Source organism: Mesorhizobium sp. CU3 (assembly GCF_006442965.1).
GTDB lineage: Bacteria > Pseudomonadota > Alphaproteobacteria > Rhizobiales > Rhizobiaceae > Mesorhizobium.
Map to the genome: position 1 here is coordinate 48434 of NZ_VFWX01000010.1, position 16210 is coordinate 64643.

The following is a 16210-nucleotide window of genomic DNA, read 5'->3' on the forward strand; positions in this document are numbered from 1 at the left end:
GCCACGGCGCCATCCGGCCCTAGCTTAGTCCTTGTCACCCCCAACCAAACCCAAGAACGGGACAAGAGCAATGACCCAGCAGATGAAGACACCGCCGATCGTTTCGCAGGAGGCCTGGGAAGGCGCCTATGAAGAAATGCTCGTCAAGGAAAAGGCGCTGACCCGCGCCCGCGACGCGCTGGCCGCCGAACGCCGCCGCATGCCTTGGCTGCTGGTCGAGAAGGACTATGTATTCGAAGGTCCGAACGGCAAGGCGAGCCTCGCCGACCTGTTCGAGGGCCGCCGCCAGCTGGTGATCTACCGCGCGTTCTTCGAACCGGGCGTCTATGGCTGGCCGGGGCATGCTTGCCGCGGCTGCTCGCTCGGCGCCGACATGGTCGGCAACCTCGCTCATCTCAACGCCCGCGACACCACGCTGGCCTACGCCTCGCGCGCACCGCAGGCCGACATCGGCCGGGTTAAGGAGCGGATGGACTGGAAGATGCCCTGGTACACCATCACCGACAGCTGGGATAAGGATTTCGGCGTCGACGAATGGCACGGCCACAACGTCTTCATCCGCGACGGCAACCGCATCTTCCGCACCTATTTCGTCAACAATCGTGGCGACGAAGCGTTCGGCACCGTCTGGAGCTATCTCGACGTCACCCCGCTAGGCCGCCAGGAGGTGTGGGAGGATTCGCCGCAAGGCTATCCGCAGACCCAGACCTACAAGTGGTGGAACTGGCACAACAATTACGAAGAAGGCGCCGCCCCCGACCAGCGCTGGGTCGAGGTCTCGGATGCCGGCGAAGCGGCGTTCCGCAACAAGGACGCCTGAGCGAGAGGCGGCTTTGGCGGCGCAGGTAGCGCCGCCAAAACCGAGTTCTTCAACGCGGCAACTTCAAAAAGGTCGAAGAGATGAGCATCGACAACCCTGCCCCTCGCCTGAGCGGCTTCGGCCTCGCCGACTGGCTCTGCCTCGCGGCAGCGCCGACTTTTGCGATGATGGCGCTTCTGACGGCGGCTTATGGTCAGGACATGACGTGCATGTCCGGCGCCGGCGCCTCGATGCTGAGCGGCATGGTGCCTATGTATCTCTTGATGGCGGCATTTCATCTGGCGCCGTGGCTAAGGGTGGTGGCGAGGCGGGCTTGAGCCGCTCCTTCAAACCTGGACCAATGCCGGCTGAGCGCTAGAGGCGGTCATTTGTCTCCGTGGCCTATTGGTCTCGGTCAGACGAATGGCGCCTTCACGGCGTCGAGCGTTTCCCGGCCGGCCTGCTCCCATGTGCGCGGCACAAATTCCGACGCTCTGGCCTCGTAAGGCGCTCGCGCCTGCGAATCCGTCATCCATTGGCGCATGGAGCTCTCCCAACCGTCGACGTCGTGCGGATCGAGGCAGAGCCCAAACGATCCGACCACTTCGGCGATCGCGCCGCCGGTCGAAGCGATCAGCGCCTTGCCGTAGGCCAGCGCCTCGACCGGCGGCAAGCCGTAGCCTTCGTAGAGCGAGGGGTAAACGCAGAACGCGCTGTTTCCATAGAGAGCGGTGAGCGTGGCGTCGTCTACATTGTCGAGGTGAATGAGACTCCCGCCATATTCGGGGTGGCCATGCAGCTTCTCCAGCACCCCGTCGACCAGCCAGCCGCTGCGTCCGGCAAAGACAAGCTGAAAATCGCTACGCTTCACCGTCCCATCCTCAGCGAGGCGTCGCCACACCTCCATCAGCAGCGCATGGTTCTTGCGCGGCTCAATGGTTGAAACGAACAGGATGTAGCGGCCGGCCTTAAGCTTGTCCGGCAGATCGGCGTTCGTTTGCGATTTGCGGACCACATCGCAACCAAGGGGCACATGCTTCAACTGCGGCAGGCGAATGCCGCGCCCGGCGGCGTATTCCTCGACATCGGCACTCACTCGTTTTGACGTCAGGATGAAGCGGTCGGCCAGCCGCAGCGCCAGGTCGACATAGTCGGCGAACCGCTTGACGTCATGCGGCTTGTACCAGTCGGGAAACTGGATCGGGATGATGTCGTTGAGCAGAACGACCACCTGCGCCCCAGCGGCGCGGCTCTCCCTGGAAATGATTTCAATGTCCGTGTGCTGCCAGTCATTGTTCATCAGCAGGATGCGGTCGTCGTTCGACAGCTGAAATTCATCGCCTGCTATCGTCCTCAGCGGCACGATCTGGACACGCGAGCCATCGCCGCGCGCAATCAGTCGCCGCTCCGCGGGTTTCATCAAGCGGTTCTCGATCCGGTCCAGCAATGGCATAGAAATCCTGTGCGGATTGCGCCGGCGCAAAGCCCCGATCTCCGAAATCAGAATCCTGCGCGGTTTTATGATCGCCATCAGCATTTGCCGCGCCCGGTTCGGCCAACGGTCATAGAACCTCGTTTTGATGCGGGCGGGGTCCGGGTAGAAACTCATGTCGCAAGAAATGCTTCCGGCGACGATTTCAGCGGCAATCTCCGGAGGAACTTGCCTCAGAACCCGCTTGACCGGATCAAAAACCGTGAAACTTACTTCAGACGCCGGCAGAGCTTCCGCCACGGCCCCGTAACGCCGTTGAACCCTCACCAGGCCGACCGGCGGTCCCAGCCAGCGCACCATGCTCGAAAGATCTATGACCAGTCGCATCAGGCCTACTTTCTTCCTGCTCGATCAACACGGCGATCGGACAGCTTGGTGGCCAACCTATGCCAGGCCAGCCGTGATCCGAGCGCAAAGGTCTTAAGGGGCGGCGCGCCGGTCATCCCGAGGGAGAGCACCCTGCGCGTGAGGGCAGCGGAGATGCCTGGGGTTCGCAGCAACAATTCGATATCGCGGCACTCATCGCCGTCGATGCCATGTCCCTGACCGGCACGCCACAGCAGAAAGGATTTGATCGCATCCTCGGCCGGGCCATCCGCGTCGAACGGCTCGGAGCGAAGACGACGCAGCGCGGCCGCTTGCCTGACGAGAGCGGCTGCGGCTTTTTGCCGATTGCGCTTTGTCTTCGACGTCTGAGCCGAATGGGTGCGCAGCCTGACGAGCTTTTCTGCCATGTTGGCCAGTTGCCCAATTTCGGAAAGCCGCGTCCACAGGTCGTAGTCCTCGGCATAGGTGAAGGCGCGCCGATAGCCGCCGACGCGGCGCGCGGGCGCGGCGCGAAACATGGTCGTAGGATGAAGCATTGGATTGTGCTTCAGCAGCGCATCGCGGATCTGCCCGCCTTCCAGGGGAACCTCGATCGTTCCCGTCTCCCTGTCGTTGCTGTCGATGCTCGTTCCCGCGCTGCCCAGAAGCAGCAATTCCTGGTTTGTGCTAAATCGCTCTACCTGCAACCGCAATCGGTTGGGCATGGAGACGTCGTCGCAATCCATGCGCGCAAGCAACGGCGCCTCGGCGAGAGAAATCCCCGCGTTGAGTGCGTCGACGATGCCGCTTCCCGGGTTTGTGACGATCTTCAACCTGCCGTCATGCTCGCCGATCCGCCTCGCGATGGCGACGCTGCCGTCCGACGACCCGTCATCGACGACGATGATTTCGATGTCGGCAAGGTCCTGATTCATCATACTTTGCAGGGCATCCGCGACATAATCCTCGCCGTTTTTCATCGGCATGATGACACTCACTGTCGGCAAAGCGGAATCCCTTGCGCGGTTTGCGAGGCATGGAGCGCGGGCTGCAGAAGCCGCTTCACCGCCTCGCGTTTCCTCAACTTCAGAGACAAGTCGCCGTCGAGACCGACCTCATGCAGCCAGCTGCCCCTCCATTCGCAGTAGGCTCGCCTTAGCTCGATGTCGGGCAGGACCGCAAACGCGGTGATTGGTCTTTGAGGCACGGACTGCGGATCGGCATGCCGGTAGAGCACATCCCAATTGGCGCCGCCGGTATCCAGGCCGGCGAACCAATCCAGACCGAAATCCAATGGCTTGCCAATGACCGCATCATAGCGAAAGAAGCAATAGCCGGCCCACAGATACCAACGAGATCCGGCATGGCGCATATCCCCATGGAAGTCCGCGCGACCGAGCGGCTCGAACGGATCACAGGGCTGCGTCGGGAAGAGATCCTGGTCCAGGAAGCCGAAAGCCGCGGGAGCCGCCGGCTTCAAGACACGATGCCACACCCAATTCAGCGCGGCGCCATGCGAGCGGCTGGGGTTTTTCCGGGTCCATGGGTTGTCCGGAAGCCTGATGTATGAGGCTCCGGCAGTCAGGCTCGCCAACTTGTTTTCGTTTGCGGCGCCGTCATCGACACTGTTGTCGGCGACAATGTGGAGATCGTGACGAACCAGCCCTTGCGTGAGCCGCAATTGCAGCTCCAGGCACCCTGGATCGCCAAAAGCTACGGTGACGAGCACCTGGCGACCGCCAACCGCGCGGCGTATGGCCGCAACATCGCCCTCCCTTGCCGGATGCTGCAGATAGCGCCCGTCAATCTTTCTATAGCGAATAGTTTTGATCGCGTGTAAGAGCGGCTGAAGATGCAACCATTGTCGCAGCTCGTATTCCCACAAGGCCTTTGGCATTTTTCTCCATGCGTGTTTTTATGGAATCGAAATGGCGGCGGAAGACTAACTTTCTTCGATCAGCCGCCTACTTTCCACCTTAACAACAGCTTGCGTATAGGTTAAAAATCCTCCAGTGGAAATGGATTGCTTGGGGGCTCGCAAATTGCCGGTTGCGGGTGTGCATCGGCTTCCACGTTCGGGGTGAAAATGGAGATCGCGATCGCTGTCTTCGATCTCGCCAAAGCAGGCGGAATCGAACGTGATGCAGCAAGAGTTGGGCGCGCGCTGGCCGCGCGCGGCCATAATGTAAGGTTGATCAGCACCTCGAGCAGCCCGCTCGCGGACGGTATCCCGCTTACGAAACTGCGGGCGCGCGGCTTGACCAATCATGGCCGCATGACCTCGTTCTCGCGCGATCTCGAGGCCATTGTCGACCGCCGCAAGAGCATTGTCGTCGGCTTTCAGAGATTGACCGGTCTCGACGTCTTGTATTGCGGGGATTGGCGCGTCCCCACCGGTTTTCTAGCCGGCCTGATGCCTCGCTATCGTGCTTTGCGGCGGTTGGAAGAGGCCTGTTGCGGACCCGATTCGCATACAGCCCTGCTTATGCTCAGCCAAGCGCAGGCCGATGCTTATCGAAAGGCCTGGTCGATCGATATCGGGCGGATTACCGTCTTGCCGCCGACGCTCGACCCTCGCCGCCTCATCCCCTCGCCGACCGAACAGGAGCGGTTGGGCCTGCGCCGTTCCTTCGACATCAAGGATCACCAGTGCGCGTGGCTATGGATCGGCCTGCAGCCCAAAGTGAAAGGCCTGGAACGGGTAATAGCCGCACTTGCCATGTCCAGGAACGCACGGCTTCTCATCGCCGGCGTCGATCCCGGGGACAAGCGCTTGGGCCGGCTTCTCGAAAGAGCGGGCCTTGAAGGCTATCTCGACCGCATCACGACCTTGGGCATGGTCGATCATGATATGCTCGATCGCCTTTTTGGCGCATGCGACGTGCTGGTCCACCCGGCTCGACTGGATGTGACCGGGACCGTGATCGTTGAAGCCCTGGGAGCGAACGTCCCTGTCGTGACGACCGAAAACTGCGGTTACGCCGTGCATGTCAAATCATCCGGCGCCGGGTCTGTGTTGCCGGAGCATGCCTCGCCTGCGGCGATCGCCAAGGCGGCTGCCGCTGCCGTCGAGAGCCGCGCAAGCCTCACCAGGCTGGCGCACAGCTACGTCGCCGCAAGCCAGCTCACCGGCGGCATTCAGCTTGCGGTTGCGAAAATCGAAGAGATTGCAAACCTGGCATCCTCGAAATCGCGCATCGCGCCGCAATCACCATCGGCCCGGCGGGTGGTCGTGCCGTCCGATGGTGGGCTCGCTGTAGAACAATAGCGATCCCGTCAATCGCGCTGATGCGCGCCCCTGTGCTTGCAGGGACACCCGCATTGCCTTTCCGCCCCGCCTCCCCCAATAGTCCCAGCAATGCTTGACGCAATCGCGAGTCACTGGTCGCTGCTCATCCTGATCCTGTCGATGGCCATGGCCGCTGTCGGGATCGTGCATGCGATCATGACGAAGGAGGATGTGCGCGCCGCTACCGGCTGGGTCGGCGTCATGCTCTTGTCGCCCTTCCTCGGCGCCATCATCTACGCCATTGCCGGCATCAACCGCATCCGCCGCGCGACGATCAGCGCCATGCGGCCGGTCTCGCCTGAGGCGGCCGCCGCCAGGCATGACCGCGACGTCGCGCTCGAAGCGCTGATCAGCGCCGAATTCGGGCAGCGCTTCATCGGCCTGAAGACGCTAGGCGACAGGGTGGCGCGGCGGCCGCTGACCTCCGGCAACACGATCGCGGTGCTGCGGACCGGCGACGAAGCCTATAGCGCGATGTGCCGGGCGATCGACGGCGCGCAAAAAAGCGTGCTGCTCGAAACCTACATCTTCGACAATGATGCGGCCGGCGCGATCTTCGTCCAGGCGCTCGGCAATGCCGTGAAGCGCGGCGTTGCCGTGCGCGTTTTGATCGACGCCGTCGGCGTGCGCTATTCGGTGCCGAGCATCCTGAAGCAACTGAAGGAAGCGAACGTCACCGTCGACCTCTTCAACGGCAACATCGTCATGGGGTTGAGACTTCCCTATGCGAATCTGAGAACCCACCGAAAGATCCTGATCGTCGACGGCGCGGTGGCGTTCACGGGCGGCATGAACATCCGCAAGGGTTTCTCGGCCGAATTCACCGGCTCAGACAGTTCGCGCGACACGCATTTCGAGGTCACCGGGCCGGTTGTGGCCGACCTCTTCGCCGTCGCGGCCGAGGATTGGCGCTTTGCCGGCAACGAGGCCCTGAAGGGCGATGCCTGGCCGGTCGAACGGCCTTCGCCGCCGCCCGGACAGCCGATGCTGGTGCGCGCGGTGGCGACAGGGCCGGACGCGTCCAACGAAACCAACCACAAGCTTCTGATGGGCGCGTTTTCGGTGGCGCGCAAATCGATCCGCATCATGTCGCCCTATTTCCTCCCGGACCGGGAATTCATCAGCGCCTTGACCACGGCCGGCCGGCGCGGCGTCGAAATCGACATCGTGGTGCCGGCGGTGAACAATCTTTTCCTCGTCGACCATGCGATGACGGCGCAGTTCGACCAGGTGCTGAAGAACTATTGCCGGGTGTGGCGGCATGAAGGCGCTTTCGACCATTCGAAACTGATGGCGATCGACGGCGTCTGGGCCTATGTCGGCTCTTCCAATCTCGATGCGCGCTCGCTGAGGCTGAATTTCGAGATCGACATGGAGGTGCTCGATACCAGTTTCGCCGCCGCCATCGATGCCCGCATCGAAGCCGCGATCGCAACCGCCAGGCCGGTGACGCTTCAAGAGCTCAGAGCCCGGCCCTTCGTCATTCGTGTGTTTGACGGGTTGCTCTGGCTGGGATCGCCCTATCTTTAACGCAGAGAGATCGAGCAGCGGACCGATGGAGACGAACGACCTGAACGGACGCAGCCTGCCGGAGACCGTGCTGCTCACGCTCCGCGGCCGCAATGCGCGCAAGGCCAAAGCGACGCCGCGCAAGCGGGTCGCCGGCGCCGAGATCGTGGTCGCCTCCTACAATGTGCATAAATGCATCGGCACCGACCGCCGCTTCGATCCCGAGCGGACGGCGCGCGTCATCCGCGAGATCGCCCCCGACGTGATCGCGCTGCAGGAAGCCGACAACCGCTTTGGCGACCGCGCCGGACTGCTCGACCTTGCCCGGCTCGAACACGATACCGGGCTGGTGCCGGTGCCGATCACGGGTAACGGCAAGGGCCATGGCTGGCGCGGCAACGTGCTTCTGTTCAAGCGCGGCACAGTGCGCGACGTCCATCAGATCAAGCTCCCAGGGCTGGAGCCGCGCGGCGCGCTGGTCGCCGAAATCGACCTCGACGAAAAACGCTCACTGCGGGTGATTGCCGCCCATCTCGGGCTGCTGCGCCGCTCGCGCTCCGAGCAGGCGCGCGTCGTGCTCGACATCATGAGCCGGTCGGACGAGCGACCCACGCTTCTGCTCGGCGACCTCAACGAATGGCGGCTCGGCAACCGCTCGGCGCTGAATACGCTGCACGTCACCTTCGGCCCGACGCCGCCCGCTGTGCCGACCTTTCCGTCGGGCCTGCCGGTGCTGGCGCTTGACCGCATCATGGGCAACCGCAGCGACATGGTGAGCGCGGTGGAAGCGCATGACACGCCGCTGTCGCGCGTCGCCTCCGACCATCTGCCGTTGACGGCTTTCGTGCATCTATAAGTTGCCAGACGGAAACGTGCCGGGGTCGCCTTCGGCGCATCACTTCAACGTGAATCGGCAGCGGGGAGACCGGCTTTCGACAGCATGTCAAGGAAGCGCGCGTGATGACTGTCATTCACATATCGTGGCAGGAAGCCAGGGCAGACATTGTCCATATTAAGATGTGGAAGTTGCGACAGGCAGTGGTGGATGGCCCGTGACGCTTCTTCATTGTTTCCGGTTGCCGAAGCAGTTGCCGCCCAATAAAGCGCGCCGCGCACGAACCCTGGTTTTGTCCTGACCACCTTGCGGGCGACTTCGAGCGCCCGTCGATCGTCTCCGCCGGCGAACAGCGCTATAACCAGGCCGTGATGGCGCCAGAAGTCGATGACGTCGTGCGTTCCAAGCCGGACCGCCTCGTTGGCCTCGCGCATTGCCTCGCTGATCTGTCCGCGCAAGGCGAAGAGCATCGAAATATCGCCGTGGCCGCTTGGGTAGCTCGGGTTGAGACTGATCGCGTGCTGGCATTGCATGATTGCCTCATCAATCCGGCCATCGCATTCGTAGGCGAATGATAGGATGCAGCGGGCAATTTCGTCGTCGGGTACGGCCCTTACCGAGTCCTCGGCAAGCTCGATCGCACGATCGATGTGCTCCTGCTCGCGAGGCAAAGCACCGAACGCCACACCCATTGTTGTCGCGATGGAAAGCGTCCGTTTCGCGCGAACGTTGTCCGGCGCAATCGCCAGAGCTTTTTCGGCAAGACCCTTCGAGGCCAGGAGCGAGTCCCGTGTCATCTCGAAATACTTCATCAGGGCTTCGTTCACGAGCCGCCGTACCTCGGGCGGGCCGGGCGGGCTCTTGTCGCGAACCTTCCAGTTGGTCAGTTGAAGCTCAAGGCTGACTGCCAGCACGACCGACTGCGCGATCCTGTCCTGGAATTCGAGGGCGCTCTCCGATTGGCCGTCGAACTTCTGGGCCCAGACGTTGTGGCCATCCGCGGCATCGACAAGCTGGATGTTCACCCGCAGCCCGTCTCCAGACCTCTGAACAGTGCCCTTGAGCGTATAACGCGCACGCAAACTATCCGGCGCTCTCGGCTCCTCGCCGTTTTTCTCGATAGCCGAGATCACGATATAGTCGGCCACCTCGGAAAGCGCCGTGGTGATATCGTGAACCAGACCCTTGGCGAAGAAGTCGTCGCCGCGCTGTCCGGTCAGATTGACGAAGTCGGCCACGGCGATGGATGGGCGTCCCGAGCGCTGACCGGCGATGGCTCCATTGGCCGTCTGCGGATTTGAAGGGAGTTCGGTGGAGGAAAGCAGCGATTGCCAGAGCGCTCGTGTCTCAACGCTGACGTCGACACCAAACTCCTTTCTCAAGACGCTTCTGCAGGCCTCGAAGGTTCGCAACGCCTTGTCCCGCTGTCCGCCTGCAACCAGCAGCTCCATTTTCAGCCGGTAGGCTTCCTCACGCGTCGGCTCCATGGCCAGCATTCTATCGGCCACTGCCAGCCCGCTTTCGGGATCCACGAGCCGCGCGAGCTTCTCCAGCGATGCGAGCGCGCGGCTCAGCAGCCTTTCGCGCTCCAAGGCCGCCCAATCGTCGAAAACATTGGTGCCGACATAAAACCCGTCGAGAAACGGTCCATGATAAAGTGCCAAAGCAGTTTGCAGTTCGGCAGCCGAACGAGCTGACAGACCGGTTTCGAACTCTTCGACGTCAACTCTTACCGCATCCGGCCTGAGACCAATCAGGTCTCTGTGGGAATACAGAATGTCCAGGTTTTGCCGCGACAAATCCCGCCGCAGGACGCTGAGCGTTTGTCGCAGGCTGTTGCGCGAGTGTCCGCTGTCGCTGTCGCTCCACAGGAGGTCGGCCAGCCTCTCGCGCGGCGCTGCCATGCCTTGACACCGAGCCAGATAGGCAAGGATTGCAGGGCCACGCTTTCCGGTCAGCCAAATTGGACCACTAGCTTCCTTCTCAATCTGAAAGCCGCCGAAAAGCAAGATTTTACTGGCGGCAAAGCTTTCCGCACTTTGCATTGTCTAGTAACCCCAGCCTGACGAAATCCTAACTCGAAACTAACGCCTCGCAAGCTTTAGAACGGCGCGATCCAAGCGGTACCATGACGCACTTCATTTAGCGCTTGCTGAATTAGGGGTAACGGAACCTGAAACATGGTTCTGGCCCAGGGGTGCGGCGAATGTCAAAACTCACAGCCAATTTGTTGCTCCTGTTTGCAGCCGCGCTTTGGGGCCTCGGAAACGTGGCACAGAAGACGGTGCTCGATCACCTCGATGCGCTGAGCGCGGTCGGACTACGCTGCCTGATCGGTGGACTGCTGGTCCTGCCCTTTGCCCTGACGGAACGGCGAGCGCCGGCCGACGCCGGACATTCTTCCAGTCTAGCGCGGGTGGTCGTGCTGTTTGCGATCTCCGTCATGCTGCAACAGCTCTGCTATCTCGGTGCTAGCGTCACCAATGCAAGCTTCTTCATAAGCGCGGCAACGGTGATCACGCCGCTAGCCGCCTGGCTGCTCATTGGCGAACGTCCGACAGCAGGCCTCATGGCCGCCGCGGCATCGACAGTGATCGGTTGCCTTCTGTTGTCAGGCGGGGTTGCTGGTTTCGGCGGCGGCGACCTCACCGCACTCCTCTCGGCTTGCTGCTATGCGCTGTGGACAGTCGAGCTGGGGCGCCACATGCATGCCCATGCCCGCCCTTTCACGGCCGCAACCGCGCAGTTCCTTGCCGCTGCCGCGATTGCCCTGCCGCTCGGTGCAATTCAAGGCAATTTGTCATTGTCGGCAGCTTGCGAGGCCGGCCCTGAACTGGTCGTGCTCGGAGTTTTCTCCACAGCGATCGCCTTCAGCATTCAGATTGCCGCCCAGCGCTTCACATCGGCCAGCCGGGTGGCCGTGATCGTCAGCGCCGAAAGCGTTTTCGGCGCTGTGGGTGCGGCGATATTCCTCGGCGAGCGGTCTTCGACGGCAGGCGCGCTCGGCGCGGCCATCATTCTCGGATCGATTCTTTCGGTTGCGATATCCAACCGGACGTCGACGACGTCCTTGCGAACCGATCCCAACAGATCCGACGCGGCATTGCTTGCAGCCCCCTGGCCGGCTGCGAGACGCGCGTCATCGGCAATGCAGGTCAGAAGGACGCACTTGAGTGACCTTGCTGGCGACTACTCGCGCTCATCTCATCGGCCGAAGCCATATCGCGTCGAAAACGACCTGTATCGAGACGGAGGGTAAAATGGTCGAAGGTCTTCACGGCAAACCGGACTCTGGTGTCGGGCCTGCAAGGGGTGTTCTTTCATTGGCCAGGCTGACGACGCTGACTGTCGCACTCCTTTGGGGACCGGCCGCCGATGCAACGAATGCCGATGCGGTGTCGATGAATGTCGACGTCGCCGTGGTCTTCGCCGTGGATTTTTCCTCTTCCATCGCCCCCAGTATCGCCGACCTGCAGCGCGAAGGACATGCGGCGGCGCTCACCTCGCCCGAGATCATCCGCGCCATCTCGCAGAATTACCTGGGCTGCATCGGCGTGGCCTATTTCGAATGGTCGAGCCCCGGCCGCTCGCGCACCGTGCTGCCCTGGACCCGCATCTGCGGACTGGAAGACGCCGAGGCGGCCGCGGCCGTGATCAGGAAGAGAGGCGATACCGGGCATATCCGCCGAGGGCGAGGCGGAACCTCGGTCTCGACGGCAATCGATGTCGGAAGCCTTCTGCTCGACGAGTTTCCCGGAAATGCCATGAAGAAGGTGATCGATATCTCTTCCAATGGCGAGAACAATGACGGGTTGCCTGTGCAGCCGAGCCGGGAAACCGCCATCGCCAAGGGATACACGATCAACGCGATCGCCATCCCGGCGGATGACGAAGCCACGGGACGGCCGCTGGCGTCCTATTTCGCCCGGTCCGTCATCGGCGGCTCGCAAGCCTTCGTGATCTCGCCGAAGGGGCCGCGCGATTACGCGACGGCCCTACGCCGCAAGCTGGTGACGGAAGTGAGCCTGAACATCGGCGCGCCGGCTACGGAGACATCGGCGATGTCCACCGTCATTGCCGAGTAGGATTGTACCGCGCCACGCTCCTACCCCTCCCGCAGCCAGACCAGCATCTCGCCGGGATCGCGATTGTCCCAGGCGAAATAGGGAACCGCCTTAAGCTTCGTTTCCCCGGTCGCCGGCGGCTCGGCGCGATAGAGCTCCCTGCCCCAATTGTCGGTCTCCACCTTGTTGCCGATGGCCGAGAGCGTGACGATGCCGCCGAGCAGGTTCGGCTCGGCATGGGCCTCGAGCCTGGCCGTGCGCGGCAGGGCGATGCGGTGCAGCCCGCCGCCATTGTCGGTCTCCTCGACGCAGTAGATCAGCGGGCCACGCGCAAGTGCCACGCGGCCGATATCATCGCGCACATGCGGGTTGGCAAAGAACCTGGACATCGACATTTCTAGGTCGAGCTCGACGCGGTCGCCGGTTTGCCACTTGCGGCGGATCCCGGCATAGCCATCGCTGGTCGCGGCCTCGATATCGATGAGCTTGCCGTTGACCCGAAGTGCGGCCTTGCGGCACCAGCCGGGCACGCGCAGATGGAGCGTGAACTCGACCGGCGTGTCGGCGCCGATATCGATTAAAACCGCACCGTCCCAAGGAAAATTGCTGGTCTGGGCGAGGCTGACCGGACGGCCGGCGATCTCGAAACGCGCGGTCGAGTCGCCGTAGAGATGCACCGCCAGCGCGTCGTCGGCCAGGCCATAAAAATAGCTGCCGATGGACGCCACCATGCGACCTATATTGGGCGGACAGCACGGACAGCGGTGCCATTTCCAGCGATGATGGCCGCCACGGCTTTCCAGCGGGTTCTCGTAGAAGAACAGCGAGCCGTCGAGCGACAGGCCCGAGATCGAGCCGTTGTAGAGCGAGCGCTCCATCATGTCGGCATAGCGGGCGTTCGGACCCATGCCGAGCATGCGGCTCGCCCAGAACACCAGGCCGACGGAGGCGCAGGTCTCGGCATAGGCACTCTCATTGGGCAGGTCGTAGTCGCTGGTGAAGCCTTCGTTGTGCGCCGACGGGCCGAGGCCGCCGGTGATATAGAGGCTCTTGGTCATCAGATCGTCCCAGAGCCGGTCGAGCGCCACGCGCAGCGTATCGTCGCCATATTCGGTGGCGATGTCGGCCATGCCGGAATAGAGGTACATCGCCCTCACCGCATGGCCGACAACCTTGTCCTGCTCGCGCACCGGCTTGTGCGACTGGTTGTATTCGTAGGTCTTGAAGTGATAGGCCTTCGGGTCGGCGCCGCGGGCCAGCGCCTCTTCGTCGAAATAATGCGGCTCCTGGCCGCGCTGGTCGATGAAATATTTGGCCAGGTCCATGTATTTGCGGTTGCCGGTCGCCCGTGCCAGCTTGACCAGCGCCAGTTCGATCTCCTCATGGCCGCAATAGCCTTTCTTCTTCTCCGGCTCGGGGCCGAACATCGTGGCGATGTGGTCGACGTAGCGTGACAGGATGTCGAGCAGCTTGCGCTTGCCCGTCGCCTGGTAATAGGCGACCGCGCCCTCGATCAGATGTCCGGCGCAATAGAGCTCGTGGCAGTCACGCAGGTTCGTCCAGCGCAGGCCGGGCTGGATGCGCTGGTACCAACTCGACAGATAGCCGTCTTCCTGCTGCAGCTTTCCGTAGAGGTCGATGACGGCATCGATCTTCTTTTCCAGCTCCGGGTTGCGGCGGCGGTAGAGCGAATAGGCGGCGGTCTCGATGGTCTTGCCCCAGTCGGAATCCCAGAACATCTGCGTCGTCACCGTCGAGCCGGTGAAGGTGGGATTGGCCGCCTCGTCCGGCGACGGCGAATGGAAGGGAATGACGACGCCGGGCGACGGGCGGTCGGGATCGATCTGTTCCAGCATGCGCGCCTCGACGCAGCGCTCGTAGAGAATCTCGGCGGTCTTGGCGGCGACCGCATCGACACGGTCGCCCCAGAAGCCGCGCACATCGACCTGCGGCACCGGCAGGGGCCGGAAGGCGAGTTTCGGCCCGGCATCGGTCTGCGGGGCGGTGGCGGGTTGGGTTGCGGTCATGACGTCACTCCATTCGAATGCGATTTACTTGACGGCTCCGGCCATGAGGCCGCGGATGTAGAAGCGCTGCAGCGCCAGGAACAGGATCAGGCACGGCACCATCATCACGGTGACGCCGGCCTGCACCGCGCCCCAGTCGATGGCGCCGAAGCGGCCGGATTGAAGCGCCGTCATCATCACCGGCAGGGTGAATTTCGACTGGTCGGTCATCAGCACGAGCGCGGCCAAAAACTCGTTCCAAGCGCCGAGGAAAGCGAACAGCGCGATGGTGACGACGCCCGGCCAGACCAGGGGCAGCATGACCCTCAACAGCATGGTGACGTTGTTGGCGCCGTCCATGCGCGCCGCCTCCTCGATCTCGCGCGGCACGGCGTCGAAGGCGTTGCGCATCATGAAGATCGAGAACGGCAGTTGCAGCGTGACGTAGACGCAGACAAGCCCGGTCAGCGTGTTATGCAGGCCGAGCTTGGTCAGCACCAGGAAGATCGGCGTCAGGATCGACTGGAACGGGATCATGATCGTCGACAGGATGAGGATGAAGAAGAAATCCCGGAACGGAAAGCGGAAGCGGGAAAAACCGTAACCGGCGAGCACGCTGACCAGCACCGAAAGCAGCACCGTCATCACCGAGACATAGATGCTGTTTTGCGCCGAGGCCCAAAGCCCGTCGCCGAAGGAGTTCAGCGTCTCGTAATTCTCGATCGAGAAACCGGTGGTCGGCCAGGGCGGCAGCGGCGGCTGGCGCGCCTCTTGCGCCGGTTTGAAGGTGGACAGCACGGTCCACACGATCGGCGCCAGGAACAGCACCGAAGCGATGATGCCGGTGGAATGCCTGGCGAAGCTGAAGGCGGCCTTGCGGTTCTGCGACATCGCCTCGGCCATCAGTCGTCGAGCCCCGCCGGCTTGCGCAGCAGCCAGAGCTGGATGAGGCTGAGCGCGACGAGGATGACCAGCAGCACCATGGAAAGTGCGGCGCCGTAACCCAGCTTGAACGAGACGAAGGACTGGTTGAAGATCCAGTAGACGGCCGTCAGCGTCTGGTTGCGCGGGCCGCCGCGCAGGATGATGTAGAACTGGTCGAAGGCGAGGATCGAGCCCGCCACCGACAGGATCAGCGCCAGCGCCAGGGTGCGGCGCATCAGCGGCAAGGTGATCATCCGGAACCGGGCGAACGGGCCGGCGCCGTCGATGACGGCGGCCTCCTGCAGGTCCTGCGGGATCGACTGTAGGCCGGTCATCAAAATGATCATGGTGAAGCCGGCGACCTTCCAGACCACCATGGCGATGATCGACCAGAAGGCCGGCTGGAAGGTGGCGAGAAGATTGATCTTCTTCTCGGTCAGGCCAAGATCGTAAGCGGCCGGGCTGAACAGGCCGGAATCGACATTCAAGAGCCAGGACCAGAGCAGGCTCGCGGAAGCAAAGCCGACCACCGCCGGCATGAAGAAGGCGGTGCGGTAGAGGTTGGTCAGCGGCCGCGGCCGTTCGATGAAGATCGCCAGCGGAAAGGCGACGGCGAAGATCGCGATGGTGACGACCACAGTGTAGTAGAAGGTGAATTTCAGCGCGTTCCAGAAGCGCGTGTCGCGCAGGATGGCGACATAATTGTCGAGGCCGATGAAGGAGTGCTCGCCCATCAGCGGCCAGTTGTGCAGCGACATCCAGGCCGTCATGCCGAGCGGAATGACGAAGAAGACGGTGACCAAGGCGACCGCCGGCAGGACATAGAGCAGCCCCACCCATTGCCGCAGGCTGGTGCGCGCGCGGGCTCGGGCCGGTGCTATTGCAATGGAAGCCATTTCGTTCTCGCTGCGGGTGAACGATTGCCAAGTCCGGCCGCCCGGCCAGGGAGACGGGCGGGCGGCCGGGTCAGAGCTTTTCGGCGGTGA

Annotated in this window: 14 protein-coding genes; 7 read left to right on the top strand and 7 right to left on the bottom strand. The window is 62.6% G+C overall.

Features of this window, described 5'->3' with window-relative positions; genetic code table 11:
• Positions 1 to 70 precede the first annotated feature (70 nt).
• Entirely contained in the window at positions 71 to 820 is a 750-nt protein-coding gene (locus tag FJ988_RS16635; RefSeq protein WP_140819432.1) for a DUF899 domain-containing protein, read from the top strand.
• Between the two features lie 80 nt (positions 821 to 900).
• Entirely contained in the window at positions 901 to 1137 is a 237-nt protein-coding gene (locus FJ988_RS16640; protein ID WP_140819433.1) for a hypothetical protein, read from the top strand.
• Positions 1138 to 1214: 77 nt separating this feature from the next.
• Here the strand turns inward: FJ988_RS16640 and FJ988_RS16645 are convergent, their stop codons facing one another.
• From FJ988_RS16645 to FJ988_RS16655, 3 genes are read right to left on the bottom strand one after another with little or no spacing between them, the layout of a single operon-like run.
• Complete coding sequence (locus tag FJ988_RS16645) at positions 1215 to 2618, bottom strand: glycosyltransferase family 1 protein (RefSeq protein ID WP_140819434.1); 1404 nt, start codon at positions 2616 to 2618, stop codon at positions 1215 to 1217.
• Positions 2619 to 2623: 5 nt separating this feature from the next.
• Positions 2624 to 3583: a glycosyltransferase gene (locus tag FJ988_RS16650; RefSeq protein ID WP_140819435.1), complete on the bottom strand. Its 960-nt coding sequence runs from the start codon at positions 3581 to 3583 to the stop codon at positions 2624 to 2626.
• 8 nt (positions 3584 to 3591) lie between these two features.
• On the bottom strand, positions 3592 to 4494 hold the full coding sequence (locus tag FJ988_RS16655; RefSeq protein WP_140819436.1) for a hypothetical protein: 903 nt from the start codon (positions 4492 to 4494) through the stop codon (positions 3592 to 3594).
• A 189-nt stretch (positions 4495 to 4683) separates the two neighbouring features.
• Between FJ988_RS16655 and FJ988_RS16660 the strand changes: the two genes are divergently transcribed.
• From FJ988_RS16660 to FJ988_RS16670, 3 genes are all read left to right on the top strand, one after another.
• Complete coding sequence (locus FJ988_RS16660; RefSeq protein WP_140819437.1) at positions 4684 to 5865, top strand: glycosyltransferase family 4 protein; 1182 nt, start codon at positions 4684 to 4686, stop codon at positions 5863 to 5865.
• A 90-nt stretch (positions 5866 to 5955) separates the two neighbouring features.
• On the top strand, positions 5956 to 7416 hold the full coding sequence (locus FJ988_RS16665; RefSeq protein WP_140819438.1) for a phospholipase D-like domain-containing protein: 1461 nt from the start codon (positions 5956 to 5958) through the stop codon (positions 7414 to 7416).
• A gap of 25 nt (positions 7417 to 7441) precedes the next feature.
• Positions 7442 to 8251 carry an endonuclease/exonuclease/phosphatase family protein gene (locus tag FJ988_RS16670; protein ID WP_140819439.1) on the top strand — a complete coding sequence of 270 codons (810 nt, stop codon included), beginning with the start codon at positions 7442 to 7444 and terminating at the stop codon, positions 8249 to 8251.
• A gap of 44 nt (positions 8252 to 8295) precedes the next feature.
• On the opposite strand, the gene FJ988_RS16675 is transcribed toward FJ988_RS16670, so the two are convergent.
• On the bottom strand, positions 8296 to 10275 hold the full coding sequence (locus FJ988_RS16675) for a BTAD domain-containing putative transcriptional regulator (protein WP_140819440.1): 1980 nt from the start codon (positions 10273 to 10275) through the stop codon (positions 8296 to 8298).
• 161 nt (positions 10276 to 10436) lie between these two features.
• Here FJ988_RS16675 and FJ988_RS16680 point away from each other — a divergent pair, with 161 nt between their 5' ends.
• Together FJ988_RS16680 and FJ988_RS16685 are read left to right on the top strand one after the other, a co-directional pair.
• A complete protein-coding gene (locus tag FJ988_RS16680) occupies positions 10437 to 11489 on the top strand; it encodes a DMT family transporter (RefSeq protein ID WP_140819441.1) in 1053 nt (350 codons plus the stop codon).
• Between the two features lies 1 nt (position 11490).
• Positions 11491 to 12315, top strand: a complete 825-nt coding sequence (locus tag FJ988_RS16685; RefSeq protein ID WP_140819442.1) for a DUF1194 domain-containing protein — start codon at positions 11491 to 11493, stop codon at positions 12313 to 12315.
• 20 nt (positions 12316 to 12335) lie between these two features.
• Here FJ988_RS16685 and FJ988_RS16690 read toward each other — a convergent pair whose 3' ends face one another.
• The 3 genes from FJ988_RS16690 to FJ988_RS16700 are packed head-to-tail and all read right to left on the bottom strand — an operon-like array spanning position 12336 to position 16120.
• Positions 12336 to 14321, bottom strand: a complete 1986-nt coding sequence (locus FJ988_RS16690; RefSeq protein WP_140819443.1) for a glycoside hydrolase family 127 protein — start codon at positions 14319 to 14321, stop codon at positions 12336 to 12338.
• Between the two features lie 24 nt (positions 14322 to 14345).
• Entirely contained in the window at positions 14346 to 15203 is an 858-nt protein-coding gene (locus tag FJ988_RS16695) for a carbohydrate ABC transporter permease (protein WP_140819444.1), read from the bottom strand.
• Positions 15203 to 16120, bottom strand: a complete 918-nt coding sequence (locus FJ988_RS16700; RefSeq protein ID WP_181183556.1) for a carbohydrate ABC transporter permease — start codon at positions 16118 to 16120, stop codon at positions 15203 to 15205. Before FJ988_RS16700 ends, FJ988_RS16695 begins: the two co-directional genes overlap by 1 nt.
• Positions 16121 to 16210: the final 90 nt, after the last annotated feature.

Bases quoted from the DNA above. Each gene is read 5' to 3' on its own strand.
- FJ988_RS16635 (WP_140819432.1), top strand. From the start codon at position 71: ATGACCCAGCAGATGAAGACACCGCCGATCGTTTCGCAGGAGGCCTGG.
- FJ988_RS16640 (WP_140819433.1), top strand. From the start codon at position 901: ATGAGCATCGACAACCCTGCCCCTCGCCTGAGCGGCTTCGGCCTCGCC.
- FJ988_RS16645 (WP_140819434.1), bottom strand. From the start codon at position 2,618: ATGCGACTGGTCATAGATCTTTCGAGCATGGTGCGCTGGCTGGGACCG.
- FJ988_RS16650 (WP_140819435.1), bottom strand. From the start codon at position 3,583: ATGCCGATGAAAAACGGCGAGGATTATGTCGCGGATGCCCTGCAAAGT.
- FJ988_RS16655 (WP_140819436.1), bottom strand. From the start codon at position 4,494: ATGCCAAAGGCCTTGTGGGAATACGAGCTGCGACAATGGTTGCATCTT.
- FJ988_RS16660 (WP_140819437.1), top strand. From the start codon at position 4,684: ATGGAGATCGCGATCGCTGTCTTCGATCTCGCCAAAGCAGGCGGAATC.
- FJ988_RS16665 (WP_140819438.1), top strand. From the start codon at position 5,956: ATGCTTGACGCAATCGCGAGTCACTGGTCGCTGCTCATCCTGATCCTG.
- FJ988_RS16670 (WP_140819439.1), top strand. From the start codon at position 7,442: ATGGAGACGAACGACCTGAACGGACGCAGCCTGCCGGAGACCGTGCTG.
- FJ988_RS16675 (WP_140819440.1), bottom strand. From the start codon at position 10,275: ATGCAAAGTGCGGAAAGCTTTGCCGCCAGTAAAATCTTGCTTTTCGGC.
- FJ988_RS16680 (WP_140819441.1), top strand. From the start codon at position 10,437: ATGTCAAAACTCACAGCCAATTTGTTGCTCCTGTTTGCAGCCGCGCTT.
- FJ988_RS16685 (WP_140819442.1), top strand. From the start codon at position 11,491: ATGGTCGAAGGTCTTCACGGCAAACCGGACTCTGGTGTCGGGCCTGCA.
- FJ988_RS16690 (WP_140819443.1), bottom strand. From the start codon at position 14,321: ATGACCGCAACCCAACCCGCCACCGCCCCGCAGACCGATGCCGGGCCG.
- FJ988_RS16695 (WP_140819444.1), bottom strand. From the start codon at position 15,203: ATGGCCGAGGCGATGTCGCAGAACCGCAAGGCCGCCTTCAGCTTCGCC.
- FJ988_RS16700 (WP_181183556.1), bottom strand. From the start codon at position 16,120: ATGGCTTCCATTGCAATAGCACCGGCCCGAGCCCGCGCGCGCACCAGC.